Source organism: Brachybacterium sp. p3-SID1565 (genome assembly GCF_025143785.1).
GTDB lineage: Bacteria > Actinomycetota > Actinomycetes > Actinomycetales > Dermabacteraceae > Brachybacterium > Brachybacterium epidermidis.
Genome location: NZ_JAMBDS010000046.1, coordinates 1 through 25,613 on the forward strand (window position 1 = coordinate 1; position 25,613 = coordinate 25,613).

Below are 25,613 nucleotides of genomic sequence, written 5' to 3' on the forward strand. Positions count from 1 at the left end.
AGCACCAGCACCAGCACCAGGCTTGCCGGCTTTGCCCTGCTTCGCAAACTGCGGGACGAAATCAGCGCCTACGGACCGGTAAGGACGTTCACGCCTCACATACGTCCCACCAGCAGTCACACCCCGCCTGAACGAATGCGATGAGGATGAGCGGGCCTGGACAGCAGTCACGCCCCGCCTGCACAGGAATGTAGACGGGGCGTGCGGCGCGAGAAGGCGACCAGCCGGGCAGGGCCGCACAGCCCCAACAGGACTGCTAAGCCCCAGCGCGGACGGATCAGCCCTGGCGGGAGATGCGCAGCGTCTTTATCTCGAACGGACGGAAGTTCAGCCCGACCGCGCCCTTCTGGTCGGCGTCGCCGCCCTGCTCGAACGCGGAGCGGAAGGCCGGGGCGTGCTCGTCGAAGGGGCGCTCCAACAGGTCCACCACGGCGACCTCGCCACCGGCGAGCGCCTCATCGAGCACCACCGAGGCGACCGCTCTCGCACCCTCGGACTCGTACAGGCGCACCACCAGGTCACCGGAGCGATCCTCGGCCAGCTTCACCGTTTCCACCAGCACATTGGGCGCATCCACGCTGACCAGCGGGGCGGCGATCGCCCGGGCCGCGGCGGCGGGAGCGTACCGCTCGGGCAGGTTGATCCGGTAGCCCTCCTCGACGGCCTCGCGCACCCCGGCGCCCGGGCGCACCGACACCCGCATGGTGTACCGGCCGTGGTCGGCTCCCGGATCGGGGTACTCGGGGGCCCGCACCAGGGTGAGGCGAGCGGTGGTGGTGGTGCCGCCGTCGTCCTCACGGACGGTGCGCAGCACATCGTGCCCGTAGGTGGAGTCGTTGGCAATCGCCACCCCGTAGTCCCCCTCGGCCACGTGCACCCAGCGGTGCGCGCAGGTCTCGAAGCGGGCGAAGTCCCAGCTGGTGTTCACCGGGACCGGTCGGTCCACGTGGCCGAACTGGATCTCGCTGCTCATCGAGGCGGCGCGCACGTCCAGGGGGAAGGCGAGCTTGAGGGCCTTCTTGCGCTCCTTCCAGTCCAGGTCGTTGACGATCTCCAGGGCCGTGTCGCCGGGGCGCAGCACGAAGGTCTTCACGATGGTGGAGCCCGCACCGGTCACGCCCCGGGTCTCGGCGCTGCCGGCATCCTCGGCCAGCGCCGTGCTGTAGGTGTAGGCCACCCGCACTCCGCCGTCGTCCTCACGGACCTGCACGTCGGTGGGTGCATCGAGGTCCCGCACCACGTGGCGGTAGAACTCGTCGATGTCCCAGGCATCCCAGGCGTTGGGCGTGTCGCGGTGCAGCTGGAGCAGGGCGCCGCGGGCGCCGGGGGCGATGGACTCGCGCCCGGTGGCCCGGTCCTGCAGCGAGACGAGGGAGCCGGAGGCGTCCAGCACGGCCCGCAGGGACTCATTCTCCACGGTGATCCGGTCGCCCTCGCGGACCACCACCACGGCCTCCTGCGCGGTCTCCACAGATCCTGCACCGTAGGCGGGCACACCGCGACGGGCCACGGGTGCGGTGTTCACCAGCACCTGCCCGGCGCCCTCTCCCTCACGGGTCGGGCCGTCGACGGCGCGGTCGGGGTCGTCGGCCTCATCGGCGGCGGTCACCAGGGCCTCGGGGGCCGACGCATCGACCGTCGCGCCACCCAGTGCCGCCAGGGCCTCCTCGATGATCGCACCGGCCCGCTCTGCGAGCGCGGCGTGGCTGCGCTCGGCGTCCCGGTGCACCCAGGCGATCGAGGAGCCCGGGAGGATGTCGTGGAACTGGTTCAGCAGCGCGTCCTCCCACATGGCCTCGAGCTGGTCATGGGGGTACTCGTGGCCCGTGCGGATCGCGGCCAGGGAGGCCAGGAACTCCGCCTCGTGCAGGAGGTGCTCACTGCGGCGGTTGCCCTGCTTGGTGCCGGGCTGGGCGGAGAAGGTGCCGCGGTGCAGCTCGAGGTACAGCTCGCCGTTCCACACCGGGGCGTCGGGGTACTCGTCACGGGCCCGCTCGAAGAACTCCTGCGAGCTGCCGAACTCGACCTTCGGGGAGCCCTCGAGGTCAGCGGCCCGACGACCGGCGGCCATCATCTCGCGGGTGGGCCCGCCGCCGCCGTCGCCCCAGCCGAACAGGTCGATGCCGATGCTGGAGCGGCCCTTCTCCTTGAAGTTGCGCTCGAAGTAGGCCAGCTCCTCCCCCGAGAGCATGCCGTTGTAGGTGTCGGCCGGCGGGAAGTGGGTGAACACACTGGTGCCGTCGATCCCCTCCCAGCGGAAGGTGTGGTGGGGGAAGGTGTTGATCTGGTTCCAGGAGACCTTCTGGGTCAGAAAGAACTCGTGGCCGGCCAGGGCCGTGATCTGGGGCAGGGCCGCGGAGTAGCCGAAGGAGTCCGGCAGCCATGTCTCGCGGGTCTCCACCCCGAAGTTCTCCAGGAAGAAGCGCTTGCCGGCGATGAACTGACGGGCCATCGCCTCGGAGCCGGGCATGTTGGTGTCCGACTCCACCCACATGCCGCCCACCGGCATGAAGCGACCCTCGGCCACGCGCTCCTGGATGCGGGCGAACAGCTCGGGATAGCGGTCCTTGAGCCACTTGTACTGCTGGGCCGAGGAGGCGGAGAAGGTGATGTCCGGATCGTTCTCGATCAGGGTGCACACGTTGGAGAAGGTGCGCGCTACCTTCCGCACCGTCTCGCGCACGGGCCACAGCCACGCCGAGTCGATGTGGGCGTGGCCGGTGGCCAGCACCGTCAGCGCGGAACTGCTGGCCGGTGAGTCCAGGGCCGGGCGCAGCACTTCCCGGGCCAGCTGGGCGGTGCCGGGCATGTCGTCCGGATCGGCCGCATCGCAGGCCGCCTCCAGGGCGCGCAGGATCTCGTGGCGCCGCTGGCTCTTCTCCGGCAGGGAGACCATCAGGCCGCCGAGGGCGCGGAAGTCCTCGGCCAGTTCCCAGATCTGCACGTCCCGGCGGGCCAGGTGCAGCTCCTTGATCCGGTAGAGCTCCTCATCCGGGATGGTCTCGGGATCGCCCAGGGGCGTGGGGGCGAAGGCCCAGCCGCCGGAGACCATGGGGTTGGCGGCGCACTCGAGGTAGTAGTCGAGCTGCTCGCCGGGCTGGACCGGGAGGTAGCGGTTGTAGGGGTTGATCGCCTTGACCGGCACCCCGTCGGGGGTGAACACCAGCGCCTCGGCCTGGAAGCCGGGCTGGCCGGTGAAGTCGAGGTCCACGATCAGCTCGCAGGCGGAGGTGCCGTCCTCGGCCCACTCGGCCGGGACGGTGCCGGTGACGTGCAGCCAGGTGGTGGACCAGGCGCGGCCCAGGCGGGCGCCCAGCTCGATCGGCTCGTACTGCTGGGCGATGGCCTCGCGCGGCGGGATCGGCTCCCCGGGGACGCGGTAGACGGAGATCTGCACCTCCGCCTGCTCCTGGTAGATCTTCGCGGCCAGGTTGTCCTGGGCGAAGCGGCGGATCCGGGACTCGGTGAGTTCCCTGTCGTCGAACATGGAGGGGCTCCTCGGGGCGGCGCAGCACCGCTGGGTCGTCGTGGGCTTCCGGACCATCGAGCCTACCCAGGGGGTGAGGCCCGCGTCACGGGGTGCAGGCCATGCTAAAGCGTTTCAGTGATCGGCTTACCCCACCCGCTGGCATCGGCGACAGCGGTGGCGGCTCAGGCGCGTCCGTGCTCGGCCAGCACCGCGTCCGACAGCTGCGGCATCACGCGGCGGTGGGCATCGCAGAAGTCGTGGGAAGTGCCCACCACCAGGGCCAGGTCAGCCACGGGGTCCACCCAGAACGCACTGCCGCGCATGCCGAAGTGGCCGAAGGTCTGCTCGCTGTTGTGAGCGCCGGTCCAGTGCGGGCTCTTGGTTCCGCGCACCTCGACGCCCAGCCCGAAGGGATTGGGGGTCTGCTTGCCGAAGCCGGGCATGATGCCCACCAGCTCCGGAAGCTGAGGGGTGGTCATCTGCCGATGCCACTCCGGCTCCAGCATGGTGGGGCGCAGCATCTCGGCAGCGAACAGCGAGAGGTCCTCGAGCGTTCCCATGGCACCTACCGAGGCCGAGCCGGTCCACTCCAGGTGGTCCATCCCCAGCGGCCCGGCCACCCGCTCCGCCACCCAGTCCCCGAAGTCGCGGCGAACGGCGCGCTCCACGTGGCGGGACGCCTCGTCGATCCCGTAGTTGGAGTAGTGGCGCCGCTGGCCCGGGGGCTGGAGGGCGGTGGGCGATTCGTAGGTGCAGCCGGAGGCATGGGTGAGCAGGTGGCGCAGCGTGGAGCCCGGGGGGCCGGCCTCGTCGTCGAGGTGCACCCGCCCCTCCTGCAGGGCGATCGTGCAGGCCAGTCCGGTCACCGTCTTGGTGACGGAGCGCCAGGCCCGCACCAGCCGAAGGTCGCCGCGCTGGGCGCGGACGCCCTCGGGGCCCAGCACCACTGCCGCGGCCTCGAAGCCGAACTCGTCCAGCAGGTCCAGCGCGCTCACCGGAGCACCCTCGGCCGCGCCGGCATCATGTCCCCTGGCCGAAGCGCTCCAGGACCGCGTCGGTGAGCGCGGGCCAGTTCTCCTGGTGGACGGCACCGAACGGCTCCTCCCCCAGGAAGGCTGCGGTCAGGGAACGCGCCGGGTCCACCCACAGGAAGGAGCCGGACTGGCCGAAGTGGCCGAAGGTCTGCGGGGAGGATCCCTTCCCCGTCCAGTGCGGCTGCTTGTCCCCGCGGATCTCGAAGCCGAGCCCCCAGTCGTTGTTCTTCTGCCTGCCGTAGCCGGGCAGGATGCCGGAGAGCCCCGGGAACTGCACGGTGGTGGCCTCGCGCCACAGCGCCTCCGGGATCAGGGTGGGCTCCAGCAGCTCGCGCCCCACGGCCAGCAGGTCGCGGATGCTGCCGCGGTAGCCGGCCGCGGGACTGCCCTCGACGTCCAGGTCGGTCAGCTCCAGGCCCTGGACGACCGTCTGCTCGATCCATTCCGGGTAGTCGTACCCGGTGGCCTGCTCGACGTGGGCGGCAAGCACCTCGAAGCCGGTGTTGGAGTAGATGCGACGCGCTCCGGGCTTGGACAGGACGTCCTCCCCCTCGAAGCCGTACCCGGCCGTATGGGCCAGCAGGTGTCGCACGGTGGCGCCCTCAGGACCGGCGGGCTCGTCGAGGTCCACCAGGCCCCGGTCCACGGCCATCAGTGCGCCCAGCGCCGCGATCGGCTTGGACACACTGGCCAGAGGGAAGACCGCACGCTCGTCGCCCTGGGTGTGGACAGTGCCGTCAGGGTCGCTCACCCCTAAGGCGACGGGGAAGTCGAAGGCGTCGGTGGGGATCTCGTCGGTGGCCACGCGCCCAGGATCCCATACCGCGATCCCGGCGATCGAAGCTCCCCCTCCCCACCCGGCTGACCTGCGTCGATGAGAGCGATCTGCACCGCTCACAGATTCATCGGCTTTATCTCTTGTTTACTGTTCCTTGGGTAGTCCATGATGTCCATGCGGCCTCGCCGCTCCAGGGGATGCACATCACTCACAGGGGGAAGAATGAACGCCTTCACCATCGACGCCACGCCGGCACCGCTCGACGCCGCGGACGGACCGCCCATGGAGGTGCGGGACTCCGGGCTCCTCTCACCATCGCGGCGCAGCCTGCTGGTGGGGACGGGTGCGCTCACCCTGGGGGCGGCGCTGGCCGCCGGGGCCTCGCCCGCGAGCGCCGCGCCCGTGCTGCGCAAGGGATCCCGCGGCAGCGCCGTGACGGCGCTCCAACGGGACCTCACCAACCTGAAGTACTGGCTGGGCACCGTCGACGGCAGCTTCGGCCACCTCACCCAGCAGGCGGTCTACGCGATCCAGAAGGCTGCGGGGCTGACCCGCGACGGCGTGGTGGGGCCGCGCACCTACGATGCGATCCGGCGCAAGGTGCAGCCCAGGCGCCGCATCACCAGCGGGACAGGCTTCGAGGTCAGCAAGTCCTCCCAGCTGCTCATCGCCACCTCCGAGGGGAGGCTCTCCTACGTCCTGAACACGTCCACAGGCAGCGGGGAGCGCTACTACTCGGGGGGCCGGTGGAAGACGGCCACCACACCCACCGGTGACTTCCGGATGTACAGCCTGTACAGCCGGGGCTGGCAGACGGGCCCGCTGGGGAACCTGTACCGTCCCGGCTATTACGACCGCGGCTGGGCCATCCATGGGTCGGGCAGCATCCCTCCCTACCCCGCCTCCCACGGCTGCTCGCGGATCTCCACCGCCGCCAGCGACATGCTGTGGACCCGCGGCTGGTTCATCAAGAACAGGCGCGTGCTCATCTACTGATCGCACCACCGGCGGCATCCTCCTGGTGCCGCGAGGGGGCCCGGGGCAGTGATGACGCTGCTGCCGGGCCCCTCCTCCTTTACGAGACCTGCACGAACCCCTTGCTGCTCCCGACCGTGCGCACCCCGTCGCCAGGGCCGCGTCGCGATACGATCGACCCGTTCACGAGGAAGCAAGCTCCGCCGACCGGCGGCAGCGGGAGGCACGAGAGCGAAGGACCGCCGTGGGGATCTTGGATCGCATCGAGCGCACCCTGGACAGGGGCGTGACGAGCGTGTTCTCGCGGGGGCGGGGGCAGCTCAAGCCGCTGGACCTGGCCCAGGGCCTCAAGCGCGAGTGCGACGACCAGATCCAGGTGCTCGACCGCACGCGCACGCTGGCGCCGAACGTGTACAGCGTCTACCTCCACTCCGAGGACTTCGAGCGCTTCGCCTCCTGGCAGGACACACTGGTGGAGGAGCTCGAGCGGGTGATCATCGAGCACGCCGACAAGCAGCGCTACATGTTCGTGGGCGGGGTGAGCGTGACGCTGGAGAACGACGACGAGGTGCGCCCCGGCCGCTTCGAGACCGAGTCCCGCACCGAGCGGGGCAACGCCGCGCCCGCCACCGATGCCGCCCAGTCCGGCTCCGCCGGTCATCCCCTGGTCGAGATCGACGGCCAGCAGTACCTGCTGACCGGCTCCGTCACCGTGATCGGCCGGGGCGGCGACGCCGACATCATCCTCGAGGACACGGGGGTCTCCCGTCACCACCTCGAGCTGCGCACCGAGGAGGACGGCACCCTGATCGCCACCGACCTCGGCTCGACCAACGGCACCTTCGTGGACGGCGAGCGGATCCGCACCCCTGTGGCCCTCCAGGACCGCTCCCTGGTCACGATCGGACGCACCCGACTGACCGTGCTGCGTCCCGACGCGGGCCCCTCCACGTGGTGAGCGGCGCATGAGCGAACTGACCATCGTCGCCCTGCGCCTGGGCTTCGTGCTGGCGCTGTGGGTGTTCGTGATCGCGGTGCTGCTGGTGCTGCGCAACGACCTGTTCGGCACCACCGTCGTCACCCGCTCCAGCAAGAACCCGCGGCGCGAGCAGCGACCCTCCGCCGATCCCGCGAACCCGGCGAACGTGGGCGCCATGCGCACCGATCCCACGGTCACCGTCACCTCCCTGGTGGTCACCGCCGGGCCCCTGCGCGGGACGTCCCTCACCCTGGGCTCCACACCCGTCCTCATCGGCCGTGCCCCCGAGTGCACCCTGGTGCTGGACGACGATTACGCCTCCAACCGGCACGCCCGCGTGTTCCAGCGCGACGGTGAGTGGATGGTGGAGGATCTGGGATCCACCAACGGCACGCTCGTGTCGGACCGTCGGATCGAGGGGGCCGTGGCCTTCCGACCCGGCGCCCAGGTGCGGATCGGCCGCACCGAGATCGAACTGAGACGAGGCCCGCGATGACCATCGCACTGCGGTACGCCGCCCGCTCCGACGTGGGCCTCGTGCGCTCGAACAACCAGGACTCCGGCTATGCCGGCAGCCACCTGCTGGCCGTGGCCGACGGCATGGGCGGGCATGCGGGAGGCGACGTCGCCTCCTCCGTGGCCATCGGCCGCCTGATGCGGCTGGACAGCGAGACCCCCGCCTCCGACATGGTCGCCGCCCTCGAGCAGACGGTGCTGGACGCCAACCAGGAGATCCTGCGGCGCGCCCGCGACGAACCGCAGCTGGCGGGCCTGGGCACCACCATCACCGCGCTGCTGCGCACCGAGGGCAAGTTCGCCCTCGCCCACATCGGGGACTCCCGCGCGTACCTGCTGCGCGATGGCGAGACCACGCAGGTCACCAAGGACCACACCTTCGTGCAGCGACTGTTGGACGAGGGCAGGCTCACCGAGGAGGAGGCCGAGCGCCACCCCCAGCGCTCCGTGCTGATGCGGGTGCTGGGCGATGTCGACGCCGATCCTGAGCTCGACCTCTCCCTGCGCCCCGCGCACGTGGGCGACCGTTGGATGCTGTGCTCCGACGGCCTGTCCGGCCTGGTCTCCCTGGAGACCATCGGCCGCACGATGCAGGAGATCGAGGATCCGGACGAGTGCGCCGACGCCCTGGTGCAGATGGCGCTCAAGGGTGGCGGGCCGGACAACATCACCTGCATCATCGCCGATGTGCTGGACCTGGACCGGCTCCCGCGCGGCGTGGAGCCACCGTCCACCGCACCGCAGATCGTCGGGTCCGCGGCCCGCACCCGCCACCAGCCCACAGCCGCCTCCGGGCCCGCCGCGAAGGCCGCCGCGCTCACGCGAGGCGAGGCGGAGGCCCCCTACGCCGACGAGGACTTCTCCGAGGAGGAGCCCCCTCGTCGCAGCCCCTGGCCGGCCCTGGTGACCCTGGCGCTGCTGCTGGCCGTGGTGGCCGGAGCCCTGTGGTCGGCCTATGCCTGGTCGCAGAAGCAGTTCTTCGTGGGCACCGACGGCACCCACGTGGTGATCTACCAGGGGCTCGCCCAGGACCTGGGCCCGATCCCGCTGTCCAGTCCCGTCGAGGTGACGGACATCGAGCTGGAGCAGCTGCCGCCGATCATGCGCGACCAGGTGCAGCGCACCATCTCCACGCCGGACCGGGACGCGGCCGAGGAAGTCGTGATGCGCCTGCAGAACGCCGCCGAGCTCGCCGCCCCCACCACCCCTCCCCCCGGGACGGAGGAGCCCACCGAGACCGACAGCACCACCGGCACGCCCGACGGCGGGGCCTCTCCCTCCGAGCCCGCGGAGGAGGCTCCCGGCGGCGTCGAGCCCCTTCCCGAGCGGCCGGAGCGCACTGCCACGCCTCCGGACGAGGGCGAGTCGAGCTGATGGCGACCATCGTCTCGTACACCGCTCGGCCCCGCCGCCTCACCCAGGCGCTGCTGCTGGCCTTCGCGGTGTCGGTGGGGGTGACGGCCTATGCCCTGGTGGGGCTGGGCCGCTTCGAGGAGCTGCCCGCCGACCTGATGCAGGTGGGCATCGGCGCTGCGGTCGTGGCCGTGCTGCTGCAGATCGCGGTGATGTGGCGCGCCCCGTACGCGGACCCCACCATCCTGCCGATCGTGGTGCTGCTGAACATGCTCGGGGTGGCGGTGATCGCCAGCATCGACTCCGCCAACACCCTGTACGGGCCGCGGGCCACCGCGATGGCGGACCGCCAGATGATCTGGTCGATGCTCGGGGCTGCGCTGTGCATCGGCGTGCTGGTGGCGCTGCGCGATCACCGCTGGCTGCGCCGCTACACCTGGATCTTCGCGCTCACCGGGGCACTGCTGCTGCTGATGCCGCTGGTGCCGGGCCTGGGCAGCGAGCGCAACGGCTCCCGCATCTGGATCTCCATCGCCGGCAACAGCTTCCAGCCCGCCGAGCTCGCCAAGATCGCCTTCGCCGTCTTCTTCGCCGGCTACCTGGTGGCCCGCCGTGACACGCTGGCCCTGGCCGGGCCGAAGGTGCTGGGCATCCACCTGCCGCGCTGGTCGGACTTCGGACCGATCCTGGTGGCCTGGGGCTTCGCGATGGCCGTGCTGGTGTTCCAGACGGACCTGGGCACCTCCCTGATGTTCTTCGGCCTGTTCGTGGTGATGCTGTACGTGGCCACGGACCGTCTGAGCTGGCTGGTGATCGGCGCGGTGATGTTCCTGCCGCCGGCGGTGTTCGCCGCCATCCAGATGGGGCACGTGCGCCGGCGCATCGACTGCTGGCTGGATCCGCTCTCGCGGGAGAACTTCGATGCCTGCGGTCAGGTCAACGCCGGCTTGTTCGGCCTGGCCAACGGCGGGATCACCGGTGCCGGCCTGGGCGATGGACGCCCGAACGTCGTCCCCCACGCGGAGTCCGACTTCATCTACACCTCCCTGGCGGAGGAGCTGGGCCTGGTGGGGGCCTTCGCCGTGCTGCTGCTGTACCTGCTGCTGGTGCAGCGAGCGATGCGCGCGGCCGTGGGCATCTCCGACGGCTTCGGCACCCTCCTGGCCGGCGGCCTGGGCTTCGTGATCGCCCTGCAGGTGTTCGTGGTGGTCGGCGGCATCACCCGGGTGATCCCGCTGACGGGCCTGACCCTGCCGTTCCTGGCAGCCGGGGGCAGCTCCCTGGTGTGCAACTGGATCATCGCCGGGATCCTGGTGCGGCTCTCGGATGCAGCCCGCCGTCCTGCGGCGCGCCAGGTCCCCGGCTCCACCCGCGTCTCCCCAGCGGAGGTGATGGCATGAACAAGCCGCTGCGTCACGTATGGCTCGTGGTGGGGATGCTGTTCCTGCTGCTTTTCACCTCCACCACCTACTTCCAGGTGGTGGCCCAGGGCCGTCTCAACGCCGATGGCCGCAACGCTCGCACCATCTACAACGAGTTCGGACGCCATCGCGGACCGATCGTGGTGGACGGCACCGCGATCGCCAGCTCGCAGGAGTCCGGCGACACCTACGGCTACCTGCGCACCTACGACCCCGGTGCCATGTACGCCCCGGTCACGGGCTACTACTCGGTGATCTACGGCTTCTCCGGGATCGAACGCGCGCTGAACGACACCCTCTCCGGTGACGCCGACGCCCTGTTCTACCAGCGCATCTCCGACATCCTCTCCGGGGAGCAGGGGCAGGGCGCCACGGTCGAGCTCACCCTGGACTCCCAGGCACAGCAGGCGGCCTGGGACGCCCTTGGCGATCAGCGCGGCGCCGTGGTGGCACTGGACCCCAGCACCGGCGCGGTGCTGGCCATGGTCTCCACCCCCAGCTACGACCCCAACCTCCTGGCCAGCCACAGCTCCTCCGAAGTGCAGGCCGCCTGGACGGCGCTGAACGAGGATCCTGCGCGCCCCCTGACCAACCGGGCCACCGGCGGCGACCTGTACCCGCCCGGCTCGGTCTTCAAGCTGGTGGTGGCGGCCTCCGCACTGGACTCGGGGAAGTACACACCGGAGACGGTGATCCCCGGTCCCGGCACCTACCAGCTGCCGAACTCCTCCTCCATCATGAACAACCGCGCCGGTGGCGACCAGACCCCGTGCGGCCCGGACGACGCCTCCACCCTCACCGACGCCCTGCGGCAGTCCTGCAACACCTCCTTCGCCCTGCTGGGGCAGGAGCTGGGCGAGGACCAGCTGCGGGCCACCGCGGAGCAGTTCGGCTTCGGGCAGCGGATGGAGATCCCACTGGCGGTGACCGCCTCGACGATGGGCACCGATCTGGACGGCGCCCAGCTGGCCACCACCTCTATCGGCCAGTACGAGACGCGCGTGACCCCGTTGCAGATGGCAATGGTGGCCTCCGCCTTCGTCAATGACGGCGTGGTGATGGAGCCGCAGCTCGTGCAGTCCGTGCGCACCTCGGACCTGTCCTCGATCGCCGAGCTCACCCCGCGCGAGGTGGGCCAGCCGCTGAGCGCCTCGAACGCCTCCGAGATGCGCGGGATGATGATCGAGACGGTCGAGAACGGCACGGGCAGCGCAGCCCGGATCGAGGGCGCCGAGGTGGGCGGCAAGACGGGCACCGCCCAGTGGGGCGAGGGACGCGCACCCCACTCATGGTTCGTCGGGTACGCGCAGATGGGCGATCGAGAGGTCGCCGTCGCCGTGCTCGTCGAGGAGGGCGGGTACGGATCGCGGGTGGCTGCCCCGATCGCGAAGGAAGTCATGGAAGCGGTGATCTGGCGATGAAGACCAAGCAGGGCCTCGTCCTGGAGGGACGCTACGAGCTCGACTCCCTCATCGCCACCGGCGGCATGGGCGAGGTGTGGAAGGGCCACGACCAGGAGCTGGACCGGCAGGTGGCCGTGAAGGTGCTGCGCGAGGAGTATGCCGGCGACGACGGCTTCCTCAAGCGCTTCCGGGCCGAGGCGCGGCACACCGCCGCCCTCTCCCACGATGCGATCGCAGGGCTCTACGACTACGGCGAGCTGGACGGGCGTGCCTACATCGTGATGGAGCTGTGCCCGGGCAGGCCGCTGTCGGACATCATCGAGGAGAACCCGGGCGGGCTGCCGGAGCACCGGGTGATCCCCGTGCTGATCACCCTGGCGCGCGCCCTGGACGCCGCCCACGCCAAGGGCGTGGTGCACCGCGACGTGAAGCCCGAGAACGTGCTGGTGGACGAGAGCGACGACTGGTCGATGAAGATCACCGACTTCGGCATCGCCCGCAGTTCCGACCAGGCACGACTGACCAAGACCGGCCTGGTGATGGGGACCGCCCAGTACCTCTCCCCCGAGCAGGCGATGGGCAAGCAGGCCACCTCGCTCTCGGACATCTACGCCCTGGGTATCGTGGCCTACGAGATGCTGGCCGGGCACCGCCCGTTCACCGGTTCGAGCCAGGTCGAGATAGCGATGGCGCAGGTGAAGCAGCAACCGCCGGAGCTGCCCTCGCACATCCATCCGGATCTGCAGCGGCTGGTGATGATGACGCTGGCGAAGGCCCCCGCGAACCGGCCGCGCTCGGCCGCTGCCGTGGCCCGGATCCTGGAGGCCATCCAGCGCGGAGCCGTACCGCGCTTCACCACCGGGGCCATCCCCACCCTCAGCGCCGACCCGGCGGGCGCCGGAGGCTCGGGCGCCGCCGAGCGCTCCGCCGGATCGCCCGGCAGCGCCTCCCCCACGGGCACCCGCACGGCCGCGATGCCGCTGCCGATGTCGGGCCGCGGCCGGGGCGTGCGGCACCGTTCGGGGCCGTCGGCCCGCTCGGCCGCCTCCGGCCCCTCGGCGCTGTCGGCGTCCTCGGCGTCCACGGCTCCCCGACCCTCCTCGCACTCCGAGCTCCCCCCGCCCGGTGGATCTGCAGTTCCCGGCGGGGCCGCGGTGCCTGCGGGGGCCGCCGCGCAGGGCGGGGAGGCAACGGGCCCGGCCCCGCGCGAGAGCGGCCGCGACGGTCATGACGGCCATGACCGTCGCTATGACGGCGTGGACACCGGGACCTCCGAGCGCACCGTGCGGGGCACCACCACCGGGGCCCGGATCGGTCCGCTGTCGGTGCCGGGGCTGGTGCTGCTGCTCCTGCTGATCGCGGTGGTCGCGCTGGCCGTCGCCGGCGGGATGGGATGGCTACCGCTCGGTTCGGCCGGTGCCCCCCGAGGAGCGGCAGAGGGGCTGGAGTCAGCGCGTACCATGGTCGAATCGGTCGTTGTCGGCCACGGCACGAGGGCGGTTTGGCATTGAGTGGAGATAACGTGGTCCTCGGAGGCCGCTACACCCTGGGAAGGGTGCTGGGACACGGAGGCATGGCCGAGGTGTTCCTGGCTGAGGACACCCGCCTGCACCGCACGGTCGCGGTGAAGGTGCTGCGGTCGGACCTCGCCCGGGACGACAGCTTCCAGGAGCGGTTCCGCCGGGAGGCGCAGAGCGCAGCCTCGCTGAACCATCCCTCGATCGTCGCCGTGTACGACACCGGCGAGGAGCACAGCACCTCCCTCACCGGTGCCGAGGTGACCATCCCGTACATCGTGATGGAGTACGTGGAGGGCAGCACCCTGCGCGCCTTCATCGATCCCGAGGACCCGATGGACGTCGCCCAGGCCGGCGAGGTGATGGCCGCGTTGCTGAGCGCCCTGGAGTACTCGCATCGCGCGGGGATCGTGCACCGCGACATCAAGCCCGGCAACGTGATGATCACCGAGTCCGGCCAGGTCAAGGTGATGGACTTCGGCATCGCCCGCGCGGTGGCCGATGCCACCAGCGCGATGACCGCCACCCAGGCCGTGATGGGCACCGCCCAGTACCTCTCCCCCGAGCAGGCGCGCGGCCAGATCGTCGATGCGCGCTCCGACATCTACTCCGCAGCCTGCGTGATGTACGAGATGCTCACCGGACGCCCACCGTTCACCGGTGACACCCCCGTGTCGATCGCGTACCAGCACGTGCGGGAGATCCCGCACGCGCCCTCGCACTTCAACCCGGCGATCACCCCCGAGATGGACGCCGTGATCCTCACCGGCCTGGCCAAGGATCGCGAGCAGCGCTACGCCAGCGCGGTCGCGTTCGCCCGTGACATCGCGGCCGTGGTCTCCGGCAGGGCGCCGGTGCTCGTGGCCGGGGCGGTGCCCGCCGGGGCCGACGCCGGGGCCACCACCGTGCTGACCCCGATGGACGACACCACCGAGGCGCTGCCGGTGATGACCGGTGCCGGGATCGCCGGTGCGGGAGCCGTGGGAGCCGCGGCCGCCGGCCCGGTGCACGGCTCCGCCCTGGCCTCCGCGCAGACCGGCCCCATCACCGCACAGAACGGTGCCGTCGTCCCGTCCGGCCCCGGCGAGGTCGAGGAAGAGCGGAAGCGCCGCACCCCGTGGTGGCTGATCGCCCTGGTGCTGCTGGCGGTGGCGGGCGTTGTCGCAGCGCTACTGTGGTTCCTGGACCCCTTCGGCTCCGACGGCCCTGAGACGGTCGCAGTCCCCGCGGTGGTGGGCGAGACCGAGGACGAGGCCCTGGGCCTGCTCGAGGACGTCGGCCTGAAGGGCGAGGTGGACTACCAGAACTCCGCCGAGGTGGACGAGGGCACCGTGATCAGCTCCGATCCGGCGCCGGAGGCGCAGGCCCCCGTCGACAGCACCGTCGTGCTCACCGTCTCCTCCGGCCCCCAGGCCGTGGAGGTGCCGGATCTGCGCGGCAAGTCGCGCGAGAAGGCCCGCGCTGAGCTCGAGGCCCTCGGCCTGACCATGGCGGTGGCGGCCGAGGAGGACGCCGCCAAGCTCGAGGCCGGTCAGATCATCCGCAGCAGCCCTCAGGCCGGCAGCACCGCACAGCCGGGCGACGAGGTCCAGGTGTGGGTCGCCACCGGGAACGTGATGATGCCCAACCTCGACGGTCTGAACATCGAGGAGGCGACGCAGATGCTCGAGGATCTCGGGCTCACGGCGGACACCACCACGCGGGAGGACACGGAGAACGCCCCCGGCACCGTGCTCGAGCAGAGCGTCGCCCCCGGCCAGACGGTGGGCATCGGGACAGCGGTGACCCTGGTGGTCGCGAGCGAGGCGGGACCGGTGGCGGTGCCCAACGTCGTGGGCAGCACGTACGAGGAGGCGCAGCAGATCCTCCAGGATGCCGGAGGGTTCGGCGCCAACCCCCAGCGCGAGTACCACGACTCGGTGCCCGAGGGGTCGGTGATCCGCACCGAGCCCGCCGCGCAGGAGCAGGTGGAGCGCGGCTCCACCATCACGGTGGTCATCTCCCGCGGGCCCGAGCCGACGCCCGAGCCCACCACCGACCCCGAACCGACCACTGACCCGGAGCCCACCGAGGAGCCCAGCCCCACGGACGACCCCGGGGACGACCCGCCCACCGATCCGGCAGACGACAACAGCAAGGGTGGCGACAACCCGAACCCCAACAAGGGTGGCGACAACCCGAACTCCGGCCCCGGGAACAACAGCGGTCGGGGCAACGGCAGAGGCAACGGTGGCTGAGCCGGAGCCGGCCCGCACCGGGCCTTCCCCCACCCCGATCCTGGTGATCGACAACTACGACAGCTTCGTCTACACGATCGTGGGCTACCTCGAGCAGATGGGCGCGCACTGCACGGTGGTGCGCAACGACCGGGTGCCGCAGCACGAGGACGGCAGCATCGACCTGAGCGGCTTCGCCGGGGTGCTGGTCTCCCCCGGGCCGGGCAGCCCCACCACTGCCGGCCGCTCCCTGGACGTGATCGGCACGTGTGCGGACGACCAGGTGCCGATGCTGGGCGTGTGCCTGGGGCACCAGGCCCTCGGGCAGTTCTACGGGGCCACCGTGGAGCACGCCCCGGAGCTGATGCACGGGCGCACCAGCGAGCTGGTGCATGAGGGGCGCAGCGTGTTCGAGGGTGCGCCCAGTCCGATGACGGCCACCCGGTACCACTCCTTGACGGTGGTCCCGGAGACGATCCCCGATCAGCTCGAGGTCACGGCCCGCACCGCGAGCGGCATCGTGATGGGCCTGGCGCACCGTGAGCTGCCGCTGCACGGGGTGCAGTTCCATCCCGAGTCGGTGCTCACTGAGAACGGCCATCTGATGCTGGCGCGGTTCCTGGAGCTGTGCGACGGGATCGACGCCGAGGAGCGCTCCTGCGGCCTGGCACCGCTGCTGACCACCGGCTGAGGCCGGCCGCGCCGCGGCACCCTGTGATCAGGCCCAGTCGCGCCGCAGTGTGCGTGATCGGGCCGCTTCGTGGGGTGGTCCTGTGATCAGGCCGCGCCCATTCCTGCGGTGCCGCCGGCACCTGGGGACGGCGATCCGACCAGACCGTCGTTGAACGGCATGTAGGGGGAGATGGCGGGGAACACCCAGCCGAACAGCACCACCACGAGGGCGGCCAGGATCACCAGCGTGATCAGGATCCGCACCCACAGCGGGCCGGGCAGGCGGCGGAACATCCAGGCGTACATCAGCCCTCCTGTCCGTTGGGTGCGAGGGCCTCGGGGATGCCGTCGGCACGGTCGGTCCAGTAGGCGAACTCGGCGTGCACGATGTACCGCTCGCGCGCCGAGTACATGGGGTGGCACGCAGTCAGGGTGAGCATCGCCTCGGTGGGCTCCACACCGGGCTGCCCGGGGGTGGGCGCGATGACCTCGACCGCATCGGGCATCACCACCAGCGACTCGGTCACCTCGTAGACGTAGAAGGCTTCGGCCGTCTCGATCACGATCGCATCGCCCTCCTCCAGGCGGGCGATGCCCTCGAAGGGGCGGCCGTAGGTGTTGCGGTGCCCGGCCACGGAGAAGTTGCCCACCTGGCCCGGCAGTGCCGTCTCGGGGTAGTGACCCACGCCCTTGACGTTGAGCACTTTCTCCAGGCTCACGCCCTCGGCCAGGGGCACTCGCTGCCGGTCGAACTCGGGCACGTGCATCGTGCCCCACACCATGGTGTCGCCCAGGGTGTCGGGCACCGGCGGAGGGCCGTCCTGGGGGGCGGCGATGGCCTGCTCCGCCTCGCCCCACTGCTGGTCGAGCTCGGCGACGATGGTGTCCTGCTCGCGGTCGGCGACCACATCCGTCCACCACAGCTGCCACACCAGGAACAACAGCATCAGGGCGCCGAGGGTCAGGAGCAGTTCGCCGAGCACCCCGATCGCCCCGCCCAGCAGCGAGGTGCGCTTGGCCCTGTGCGCGCCTCGGGCCGTCCCGTCGGCGCGGCGGCGTCCCCGACTCATCCGGCCCTCGCCACGTCGATGGTGAGCGAGCCCTCGAAGGCCGGCAGGGTCACCTCGTCGATCGTCTCGGAGCGCTCCCCCAGGCCCACGTAGTCCACCCACTCGCGGTACAGCGCCACGCTCGGGGCACTGTCCAGCGCGGCCATGAGGGCGTCGGGGTCACCGATGGTGGTGATCACGAACGGGGGCGAGTACACGCGGCCCTCGAGCAGAAGAGTGTTGCCCGCGCAGCGGAAGGCGCTGCCGTTGATCACCCGCTGGTCCTGCAGCATCATCGCCTCGGCCCCACCGGCCCACAGGGCGTTGATGAAGGCCTCCATGTCCTGCTGGTGGACCACCAGGTCGTCAGGCGTGACCCCGGGGATGCTGCCCAGCGCACTGGTGGGGGCATCGGAGAGCGTGACCCGCACCCCGGGGCCGACGACGGAGCTGAGGCCCACCGCGTCGGCCACCAGCTGGGTGCGGTGCTCACTGCCGCCGCCCTTGCGAGTGAGCTCATCGATGCGGGCGCGCTTGTCGGCCGCGGAGTCCGTGAGGGATCCGATGGTGCGGTCACGCTCGCGCAGCACCTCGGCCACACTGCTGGACTCATCGCGGATCGACCCCCCGCCCGAGATGCGGGAGGTGGTCACGAACAGCACACCGCAGGCCGCCATCACCAGGCCCACGCCCAGGCGCCCGGCGAACTCTCGCCGGGAGGCGGGGACCTGTGTCCCCGGTGAGTCCGGCTGGACGGGCCCGGAGGTGCGCTCGCCCCGATCGGGAGCGGCGGTGCGCTCACCGGGATCGGGAGCGGCAGGGTCCGGGGGTCGTGGGTCCATGGTTCCCTCCCGCCTTTCGCGCAGTCGCCCGACGGCCATTACCCTAAGCCAAGGTCCGCTTCCGCGGATCACCGCGCTATGGCGCGGTCAGCAGGAGTGAGGGAGCACCGAGGAATGGCCAGGAGCAAGAGGAAGCGGTCCGCACGGGCGAAGGCGGCGCCGGCAGCTGCCACGTCCGGGACGGAGCACCTCGAAGAGCTCCCGGAGGACGACGAGGCCACGGGCACCGCGGACGAGGAGTCCGGCACGGCCGTCGACGGGGACGACGCGCCCGTCGGCAGGGACGACGCGCCCCGGGGGTCGACGCTCGAGGGCGATGACACCGACGGCGAGCGCAGCGAGGTCACCCCGGGCGCGCGCAGGCGTGCGAAGGCCAAGGGCGCTGCTGCGGGCTCGAAGGGGAAGGACCCGGAGTCCGAGGACGCGACCGGCAAGGACCCGGCGCGCCGCAAGCGCTCCTCCACCAGCGCCGCCACCGGCGAGGTGGGCGAGAGGGCCAAGGACGCCTCGCGCTCCACCGCGGCCCGCAAGCCGGCGAGCAGCGAGGGTGCGCGCCGCGGCCGACGGGTCGCCGCTGCCTCGCAGATGAACCCGCAGTGGCTCGCTCCCACGGCGGTGGCCCTGCTGATCCTGGGCCTGGTGTACCTTGTGACCTACTACCTCTCCGCCGGCACCCTGCCGCTGCCGATCGGCGACTGGAATCTCGCGGCCGGGTTCGGCCTGATGATGATGGGCGGCGGCATGCTGATGTTCTGGAAGTGAACGACGTGGCAACAGCGTCCCCCAGCCCCGCTCCCCCGCCTGTCCCGGACCCCGCGGATCCATCTGCTGACGGGTCCGCGAGCACCGGTGCGGGAGCAGCCGGCCCTGGTGGGCAGGCCCTTCATCCCTGGCATCGCTTCGTCGCCCTCGGCGATTCCTTCACCGAGGGCATCGGTGACCCCGATCCGATGGTCCCCGGCGGGCACCGCGGCTGGGCGGACCGCGTGGCGGCGGAGCTGGGCCGCACCGTGCCGGACTTCAGCTACGCGAACCTGGCGATCCGGGGACGGCTGTACCGCCAGATCCTCGAGGAGCAGCTCGAGCCGGCCCTCGCCCTCGACGCGGATCTGATCAGCATCTTCGCAGGCGGCAACGACGTGATCCGGAGGGGCGACCCGGATGAGATCGCCTCGGCGATGGATGACGCCGTCGCGCAGCTCGCGGCCGGCGGTGCCACCGTGATTCTGTGGACCGGACCGGACGTGGGCGACACTCCGGTGTTCAACCTGATCCGAGGGCGGGTCGCGGTCTACAACGAGAACATCCGGGCGGTGGCGCGGCGCCACGGGGCAGCCGTGGTGGACCTGTGGTCGCTGCGCGCGCTCACCCATTCGGTGATGTGGGCGGAGGACCGCCTGCACTTCTCCCCCACCGGCCACCAGACCATCGCCGTGGAGGTGCTGGACACCCTGGGCGTCCCCCACGAGCTGGACCGGATCGAGCTCGGCGACGAGCTGGATGAGCCCCGGCCGCGCCGCGAGGCCCGGCATGAGGACCTGCAATGGGCCCGCGAGCATCTGGGGCCGTGGGTGGTGCGCCGCATCCGCGGGGTCTCCTCCGGGGACGGCATCGCCCCCAAGCGCCCCCAGCCGTCACCGGTGTTCGGCGAGGCCATGCCGCCTGGCTCCTCCGCCGCCGACCCGGTGCGCGCCGCGGCCGACGCCGTCGGCACCGCCGCGGACACGGTGCGGGCCGCCGCCGCTGATGCCCTGTCGCGCGACGACGCCGCGTCGGGGAGCAGCTCCTCCTCGAATCCCGCGCCGGGCACGGACGACTGAACGCGTCCGAAGCCGGCGGGTCCCGCCCCGAGCCGTTGGCGGACCGATCCGGCCTCGAAGCGCCAGCGAGATGGGGAGTTCTCCCCAGGGCAGATCGACATTTGGGACGGTACGCTGGCCGTGTGGCCGATGCTGACCGCTCGGCGCGCCCACCACTCCTCCTCCACCCTCAGGGGCATCATGAACACCCTCTCGTGGCGTCGGCGACTGACCGCCGCTCTGCTCATCCCTTTCCTGCTCGTGCTGGCCGGCTGCCGCCTCCACGCCGACATCGAGGTCAACAGCGCCGAGGACGTCGTCACGACGATGGACATCGCCATACCGAAGTCCCTGATGGAGACGGAGTACAACTCCGCCGCCGAGATGTGCGAGGCCATGCGTGGCGAACAGCCCTCGATCGACGACGCGGTACCGGAGCCCTACGAGGAGGGTGACCTGTGGGGCTGCCGCATCACCGGTCAGGCCGACAGCTCCGATTACAACAGCTCCTTCCGGGTCACCGAGGAGGACGGCAAGCTCAACCTGGTGATGAATTTCGGCGACGAGGAGTTCACCGAGGAGGACCTGTCGCTGCTGGGCATCTCCGACATCGACTTCCACATGACCTTCAGCTTCCCGGGCAAGGTGCTGGAGTCCAAGGGCGGCACCATCGACGGCAACACCGTCACCTACACGGACATCTCGGAGTTCTTCCAAGGCGTGGACATCGTCGCCGAGGCCGGGGGCGGGTTCCCCTGGCTGATCGTGGTGATCGCCGTGGTGGTGCTGGGCTTCCTGCTGCTGCTCGCTCTCGCCCTGGGCGCCTTCCTCTTCATGCGCTCCCGGAAGAAGGGGAAGACCCCCGCCTCGGCCCCGGTCGGCTACGGCTCCTCCTCTGCGGCGGGCGCCCCGGCCGTCCCGCAGGCTCCGGGTGCCCCGGCCTCACCGGCGCCGGGCGCGCAGAGCTCCTCCCCCGTTCCCCCGTTCGCTGCCCACCAGGGCTCCCCCGCGGTGCCGCCGGCCCCGCAGGGCAGCCACCAGTGGAACGGCTCCGCTCAGCAGTCCCCGCCGGCGCAGGGGCAGTCCTGGGGCCAGGGTCAGCCCGGTCAGGGCGAGGCCGGTTCCGATCAGCAGTGGGGCCAGGCACAGCCGGGACAGGATCAGCCATGGGGCCAGCCGCCCCAGAATCCCCAGTAGCCGCCCCAGGACCCCCAGCAGCCGCCCCAGAACCCGCAGAACCCCAGCTGGTGACGGGCCCGGAGTTCTCGGCCTGACCGTCGTGTGAGGAGCTTCATGCACGCAGGATTGGCACCACCACCGCCAACCCACTAAAATCGTGCAGGTCGGCTTCACCGACGGGCGCCCGTAGCTTAACGGATAGAGCATCTGACTACGGATCAGAAGGTTGGGGGTTCGAATCCCTCCGGGCGCGCCGAAGGAAACGCCCCTCATCTGCAGGTTCTCCTGCGCGATGGGGGGCGTTCCTCATGTCCGAGCACTGTTCGAGCACAGGACCCGAAACTGGCGGCGGCGGTTGCGTCCCTGTCCGCGATGATCACGCGCCCGCCGCGCTGGAGCAGCGGTGTCGCGAGCGCCCGGCCGATGCCGGAGGCGCCGCCGGTCACGATGCTCACCTCCAGGGCGAACGCGGGCCGGGCGAACCGGGCAGGGGTGAGGGCCATGGATGCTCCCTCGCAGTGCCCCGGTCCTAGCCCTGGGCCTCCTGCCAGGCGTCCAGCACGTCCCGCACCGAGGTCCAGGACTGCATCAGGGCGCGCGCCTCAGGGTGGGTCTCGGCGGCGATCGCCTGCTCCTTGGCCTCCTCCAGCAGCGGATCGATCTCGATGCGCGTCCCATGGTCCACGGCGGCCACAGCCGCCTCGACCATCGCGAAGCTCAGCAGGTTCTCGTGGACCTCGCACATCGGGGTGCGCGCTTCGCGCAGAGCGGTGACGAACTCGATGAGCGAGGCGGCGATCTGATCCGGCTGCGAATCCGGGTCCGGCTGCTCGGCGATCCAGGCCTGAAGGCGCGCTGTCTCCTCCTCATCAGCGGTGGTGAGGACCGGCAGGCCGCTGCCGTCCCAGGTGGCGGTGCCGTGCTGGGCACCGATCCGCCATTCACTGTTCCACCAGGTGGTGGCGCCGCGGGCGTTCCAGGTGCCGTTGTAGACGAACAGCGAGCCGTCGGACATCTCGAAGGTGGCCGTGACGGTGGCGTCGTGGTCGTACACGCTCCACTCGGGGCGAGCACCGCGGGCGGTGACCGCCACCGGGTCGGTGCCCAGCACGTACCGGGCCGTGTCGAAGGCATGGATGCCCATGTCGCGCAGCATCGGGTGCAGCTGGTGGCGGCGGTACCCCTCGTGCTCCTCGAACAGGGAGAAGAACGCACTGGTGATCACCGTGGGTCCATGGTCGGCCACGAACTGGCGCAGCTGGCGCACCTGGGGGAAGAACCGGCGCGACTGGGACACCATGAACGGCACGCCGGTGATCTCCGCGTGGGCGACCAGGCTGATCGCCTCGGGCAGCGTCTCGGTGACGGGCTTCTCCCCCAGCACCGGGATGCCGGCGTGCAGGGCCCGCACGGTCACCGGATGGTGGGCCACGGGCACCGTGGGATTGATGAGGATGTCGGCCCCCACCTCGAGGGCGAGGTCGACACCGTCGGCTCCCACGGCGATCGACGCGGGATCCGCAGCGCCGCAGCCGGCGATCACCCGCTGCGGCGCACCGTCGACCAGATCGGCGATGCCCACGAGCTCGGCGACGGGGCTGTCGACCACCTCGCGTGCCCACCAGTCGCCCATCAGACCGGCGCCGACGATGACCACCCGCGCAGGACGGTCGGCGGGGATCCGTGCGGCCTGTCGGGCACGGGCCTGCGCCTCGGCGCGCGCCTCCCCCGGGGCGGGGGTGCCGAGAGCCTCGTCTGCGCCGGGGGTGTGCACTCCGGGAGCGTGGGTGAGGACCTCAGATGACACGCGTGGTGCCCTCCTCGTCCGCAGCGCGGAACCAGTCGCGCTGGGCGTTGTCGATCTTGACCGGTGCGGCCGGGCGGTCCTCCGGGCGGGCCCACACCACGGCGTTGGCCAGGACGCGGCGGATCTCCGCCTGCCGGTACACGGGGTACTCCTGATCGCCCGGGCTGAAGTAGAACAACTTGCCCTTGCCGCGGCGGAACACGCAGCCGGAGCGGAACACCTCGCCACCGGCGAAGGAGGAGACGAACACCAGCTCGTCCGGAGCGGGGATGTCGAACATCTCCCCGTACATCTCCTGCTCAGGGATCACGATCGGGTGGGGGACGCCACGGGCGATGGGGTGGGAGCCGTTGACGGTCCACACCCGCTCCTCCTCGCCCTCGTTGCGCCACAGCAGGTTGCAGGTGGTGCCCATCAGCTTCTTGAACACCTTGGCGTAATGGGCGGAGTGCAGGGCGATCAGGCCCATGCCCTCGTGCACGCGGCGCACCACACGCTCGGCGACCTCGTCGGGGACATCGCCGTGGGCCATGTGCCCCCACCAGGTCAGCACGTCGGTCTGGGCCAGGGCCTCCTCCGAGAGGGACTGCTCGATGTCGTCGAGCAGGGCGATCCGCACCTCGGCGTCGACACCGTCGGCGGCGAGGGTCTCACGCAGGCCGTCGGCGATCACGGTGTGCATGCCCTCGGGGTAGATCTCCTGGACCTTCGGGTCCACCTTCTCGTGCCGGTTCTCGCCGAACACGGCGATGCGCAGTGTCATCTCGATCCTCATGTCGTGACTGGTCAGCAGCGGTCGCGACGCCCGGAACGGCTGGTCGCGACAACGATCCCCCCATCGTAGGGGCGATCCGGCAGGGTGGGGAGGGGCGCGCGGAGGAGTCCCCTCGGCGGCATCCCGTCCAGAGCACGAAGACCCGGATCGTGACCCCGTTGTGATCTACGCCTCTCGATCCTGGGCTACGGTTCTTCGCAAGGTTCCCTCAACGGCGAGGGGACCTATTCTTCTTCTTCTCAACTCCACGGGCGCCTTCTTCTTCTCGACTCCACGGGCGCCGACATGATCTCGCTCCTCTTCCCAGCGCTCCGGACACCGAGAACGCCCCGGAGGCGGGCGGCCGAACCGGTACGAAAGTACCTCCCCCTGTGCTGCTGACCAGCACTTATGTCCCACCGTCACGACGTTTGGGCCATGAGTTACCCATCAGCAACACGCCGGTCCCACCTGGGAACTTTGCGCTCCCTCATAGGGCCACGTAAAAGTGGTCCGCGTCACGAGCGTGCCATAGATGTCAGTGCACCGGAACGTGAGTCCCTTGACGACGACCGCCCCTGATGAGGAGTCACCATGCCGCCCACGCACCACATCGACCCGATCACCAGCCTCACCGTTGATCGACCGGCGATCAGCCCGTCCCGCCGCTCCCTGCTGAAGGGCGCTGCCGCCCTGGCCCCGATGATCGCCGTCGGCGCCGCAGCTGCCGCGAGCGCGTCAGCACTGAGCGGGTTCCACGACGCAGCTGGACTGCGGATGATCGACGGCAGCCCCTGGATCCATCCCGACATCCGCTCGGTGGACTTCCGCTTCGACACCGGCGGCATGGTGAAGACCTTCCCGCCGTCGGTGAGGGTGACGGTGCCGCCCAGCTACGAGTCCAGCCCGGACCGGCACTACCCGGTGCTGGTGCTGCTTCACGGCCGCGGAGGCTTCTACCAGGACTGGACCAACATCGGCGGCGTGATCGAGCAGACCGAGAAGCACGAGGTCATCGTGGTGATGCCCGACGGCGGCGCGGGAAGCTTCTACTCCAACGCCAACTTCCCGCTGCCCGGCCGCGAAGCCGCCTGGGAGACCTTCATCATGGACCAGGTGCTGCCGTTCGTGCACTCGAACTTCCGCACCCGCCCCGAAGCGATGGCCATCGGAGGACTCTCCATGGGCGGATGGGGCGCCTTGGCGCTGGGCCAGCGGTACTGGGGCCACTTCCGCTCGGTGAGCTCCTACTCCGGACCGGCCGACTGCAACCCGGCCACCGTGGACGGTGCCGCGGTCGCCGGCGCGATCTGGGTGTGCCCGGGCTTCGACGCGGAGAAGTACTTCGGCACCTCGAACCTTCCCGGGGCCACGTGGGGCCATCACCCGTACCCAAAGATCGCCAAGGGGTACAACCCGATGGACAACATCGAGACATACCGAGGCAAGCGGGTGTTCCTGCGCACGGGCGATGGGCCGTGGGATGACCTGTTCGACGGCCTCCACGCCCACGGCGACCTGCTGCGACAGTTCGAGGCGAAGCTCGGGGAGATCGGAGCGGACCTCATCGAGAACGTGGTGCACCCCAACCAGCGGCGCTTCGCCGACGCCCTCGCCGCCGCGGGGATCGACCACGAGTTCGCCCTCATCGAGGGCGCCACCCACGAGTGGGGCCTGTGGAGGGACAACCTCGCCGAGGACCTTCCCGGCATGATGCAGGTGCTGAACGCCTGATACCGGCTGGGGCGGGCGGGCCGGCCATCTGAGCTGAGCACACAGCATGTCCTGACCGCCGAAGTACTGCCGTGACCGCGATCGGTGACCCACCGGGGTCCGCGCTCGCGCCTTAG

22 protein-coding genes and 1 tRNA gene are annotated in these 25,613 nt (G+C 70.8%); 14 read left to right on the top strand and 9 right to left on the bottom strand.

Features of this window, described 5'->3' with window-relative positions; all coding sequences use genetic code 11:
- Positions 1-277 precede the first annotated feature (277 nt).
- The 3 genes from M4D54_RS10745 to M4D54_RS10755 all read right to left on the bottom strand — a co-directional run bounded on the left by M4D54_RS10745 (position 278) and on the right by M4D54_RS10755 (position 5,341).
- On the bottom strand, positions 278-3,487 hold the full coding sequence (locus M4D54_RS10745; RefSeq protein WP_193865218.1) for a glycoside hydrolase family 38 C-terminal domain-containing protein: 3,210 nt from the start codon (positions 3,485-3,487) through the stop codon (positions 278-280).
- A gap of 164 nt (positions 3,488-3,651) precedes the next feature.
- Positions 3,652-4,464 carry a serine hydrolase gene (locus M4D54_RS10750; RefSeq protein ID WP_193865217.1) on the bottom strand — a complete coding sequence of 271 codons (813 nt, stop codon included), beginning with the start codon at positions 4,462-4,464 and terminating at the stop codon, positions 3,652-3,654.
- Between the two features lie 25 nt (positions 4,465-4,489).
- Positions 4,490-5,341, bottom strand: coding sequence for a serine hydrolase domain-containing protein (locus M4D54_RS10755; RefSeq protein ID WP_396121493.1), 852 nt, complete (start codon positions 5,339-5,341; stop codon positions 4,490-4,492).
- Positions 5,342-5,503: 162 nt separating this feature from the next.
- Here M4D54_RS10755 and M4D54_RS10760 point away from each other — a divergent pair, with 162 nt between their 5' ends.
- From M4D54_RS10760 to M4D54_RS10800, 9 genes are all read left to right on the top strand, one after another.
- Positions 5,504-6,277 carry a L,D-transpeptidase family protein gene (locus tag M4D54_RS10760; RefSeq protein ID WP_228018929.1) on the top strand — a complete coding sequence of 258 codons (774 nt, stop codon included), beginning with the start codon at positions 5,504-5,506 and terminating at the stop codon, positions 6,275-6,277.
- A gap of 223 nt (positions 6,278-6,500) precedes the next feature.
- Positions 6,501-7,214, top strand: coding sequence for a DUF3662 and FHA domain-containing protein (locus tag M4D54_RS10765; RefSeq protein WP_193865215.1), 714 nt, complete (start codon positions 6,501-6,503; stop codon positions 7,212-7,214).
- Between the two features lie 7 nt (positions 7,215-7,221).
- Positions 7,222-7,731, top strand: coding sequence for an FHA domain-containing protein (locus tag M4D54_RS10770; protein WP_259790582.1), 510 nt, complete (start codon positions 7,222-7,224; stop codon positions 7,729-7,731).
- Positions 7,728-9,125, top strand: coding sequence for a PP2C family serine/threonine-protein phosphatase (locus M4D54_RS10775; protein ID WP_259891376.1), 1,398 nt, complete (start codon positions 7,728-7,730; stop codon positions 9,123-9,125). Before M4D54_RS10770 ends, M4D54_RS10775 begins: the two co-directional genes overlap by 4 nt.
- Positions 9,125-10,504: an FtsW/RodA/SpoVE family cell cycle protein gene (locus M4D54_RS10780; RefSeq protein ID WP_259891377.1), complete on the top strand. Its 1,380-nt coding sequence runs from the start codon at positions 9,125-9,127 to the stop codon at positions 10,502-10,504. Before M4D54_RS10775 ends, M4D54_RS10780 begins: the two co-directional genes overlap by 1 nt.
- Positions 10,501-11,946, top strand: coding sequence for a penicillin-binding protein 2 (locus M4D54_RS10785; RefSeq protein ID WP_259891378.1), 1,446 nt, complete (start codon positions 10,501-10,503; stop codon positions 11,944-11,946). Before M4D54_RS10780 ends, M4D54_RS10785 begins: the two co-directional genes overlap by 4 nt.
- Positions 11,943-13,439, top strand: a complete 1,497-nt coding sequence (locus M4D54_RS10790) for a serine/threonine-protein kinase (protein WP_259891379.1) — start codon at positions 11,943-11,945, stop codon at positions 13,437-13,439. Before M4D54_RS10785 ends, M4D54_RS10790 begins: the two co-directional genes overlap by 4 nt.
- Positions 13,440-13,450: 11 nt before the next feature.
- Entirely contained in the window at positions 13,451-15,682 is a 2,232-nt protein-coding gene (pknB, locus tag M4D54_RS10795) for a Stk1 family PASTA domain-containing Ser/Thr kinase (RefSeq protein WP_311199702.1), read from the top strand.
- Positions 15,675-16,352, top strand: a complete 678-nt coding sequence (locus M4D54_RS10800) for an aminodeoxychorismate/anthranilate synthase component II (protein ID WP_193865210.1) — start codon at positions 15,675-15,677, stop codon at positions 16,350-16,352. The genes pknB and M4D54_RS10800 overlap by 8 nt, the downstream gene beginning before the upstream one ends.
- An 86-nt stretch (positions 16,353-16,438) precedes the next feature.
- Here the strand turns inward: M4D54_RS10800 and M4D54_RS10805 are convergent, their stop codons facing one another.
- The 3 genes from M4D54_RS10805 to M4D54_RS10815 are packed head-to-tail and all read right to left on the bottom strand — an operon-like array spanning position 16,439 to position 18,224.
- Positions 16,439-16,639, bottom strand: a complete 201-nt coding sequence (locus M4D54_RS10805; protein WP_193865209.1) for a hypothetical protein — start codon at positions 16,637-16,639, stop codon at positions 16,439-16,441.
- Complete coding sequence (locus tag M4D54_RS10810; RefSeq protein WP_228018925.1) at positions 16,639-17,403, bottom strand: class E sortase; 765 nt, start codon at positions 17,401-17,403, stop codon at positions 16,639-16,641. The genes M4D54_RS10805 and M4D54_RS10810 overlap by 1 nt, the downstream gene beginning before the upstream one ends.
- The gene (locus M4D54_RS10815) at positions 17,400-18,224 is read right to left on the bottom strand and encodes a DUF881 domain-containing protein (protein ID WP_193865208.1); all 825 of its coding nucleotides are present in this window, start codon (positions 18,222-18,224) and stop codon (positions 17,400-17,402) included. Before M4D54_RS10815 ends, M4D54_RS10810 begins: the two co-directional genes overlap by 4 nt.
- Before the next feature lie 114 nt (positions 18,225-18,338).
- Between M4D54_RS10815 and M4D54_RS10820 the strand changes: the two genes are divergently transcribed.
- From M4D54_RS10820 to M4D54_RS10835, 4 genes are all read left to right on the top strand, one after another.
- Positions 18,339-18,986: a cell division protein CrgA gene (locus tag M4D54_RS10820; RefSeq protein ID WP_193865207.1), complete on the top strand. Its 648-nt coding sequence runs from the start codon at positions 18,339-18,341 to the stop codon at positions 18,984-18,986.
- A 5-nt stretch (positions 18,987-18,991) separates the two neighbouring features.
- Entirely contained in the window at positions 18,992-20,044 is a 1,053-nt protein-coding gene (locus M4D54_RS10825) for an SGNH/GDSL hydrolase family protein (RefSeq protein WP_193865206.1), read from the top strand.
- A gap of 129 nt (positions 20,045-20,173) precedes the next feature.
- Positions 20,174-21,220 (top strand): LppM family (lipo)protein, encoded by a 1,047-nt coding sequence (locus M4D54_RS10830; protein ID WP_259891382.1) that lies wholly within the window; start codon positions 20,174-20,176, stop codon positions 21,218-21,220.
- A gap of 162 nt (positions 21,221-21,382) precedes the next feature.
- A tRNA-Arg gene (locus tag M4D54_RS10835) sits at positions 21,383-21,455 on the top strand.
- A gap of 16 nt (positions 21,456-21,471) precedes the next feature.
- Here the strand turns inward: M4D54_RS10835 and M4D54_RS10840 are convergent.
- From M4D54_RS10840 to M4D54_RS10850, 3 genes are read right to left on the bottom strand one after another with little or no spacing between them, the layout of a single operon-like run.
- Positions 21,472-21,705 carry an SDR family NAD(P)-dependent oxidoreductase gene (locus tag M4D54_RS10840; RefSeq protein ID WP_193865204.1) on the bottom strand — a complete coding sequence of 78 codons (234 nt, stop codon included), beginning with the start codon at positions 21,703-21,705 and terminating at the stop codon, positions 21,472-21,474.
- Positions 21,706-21,731: 26 nt separating this feature from the next.
- Positions 21,732-23,009: a Gfo/Idh/MocA family protein gene (locus M4D54_RS10845; RefSeq protein WP_259891383.1), complete on the bottom strand. Its 1,278-nt coding sequence runs from the start codon at positions 23,007-23,009 to the stop codon at positions 21,732-21,734.
- Entirely contained in the window at positions 22,999-23,772 is a 774-nt protein-coding gene (locus M4D54_RS10850) for a ThuA domain-containing protein (RefSeq protein WP_193865203.1), read from the bottom strand. The genes M4D54_RS10845 and M4D54_RS10850 overlap by 11 nt, the downstream gene beginning before the upstream one ends.
- A 585-nt stretch (positions 23,773-24,357) precedes the next feature.
- Here M4D54_RS10850 and M4D54_RS10855 point away from each other — a divergent pair.
- The gene (locus tag M4D54_RS10855) at positions 24,358-25,497 is read left to right on the top strand and encodes an alpha/beta hydrolase family protein (RefSeq protein WP_193865202.1); all 1,140 of its coding nucleotides are present in this window, start codon (positions 24,358-24,360) and stop codon (positions 25,495-25,497) included.
- The last annotated feature ends 116 nt before the right edge of the window (positions 25,498-25,613 follow it).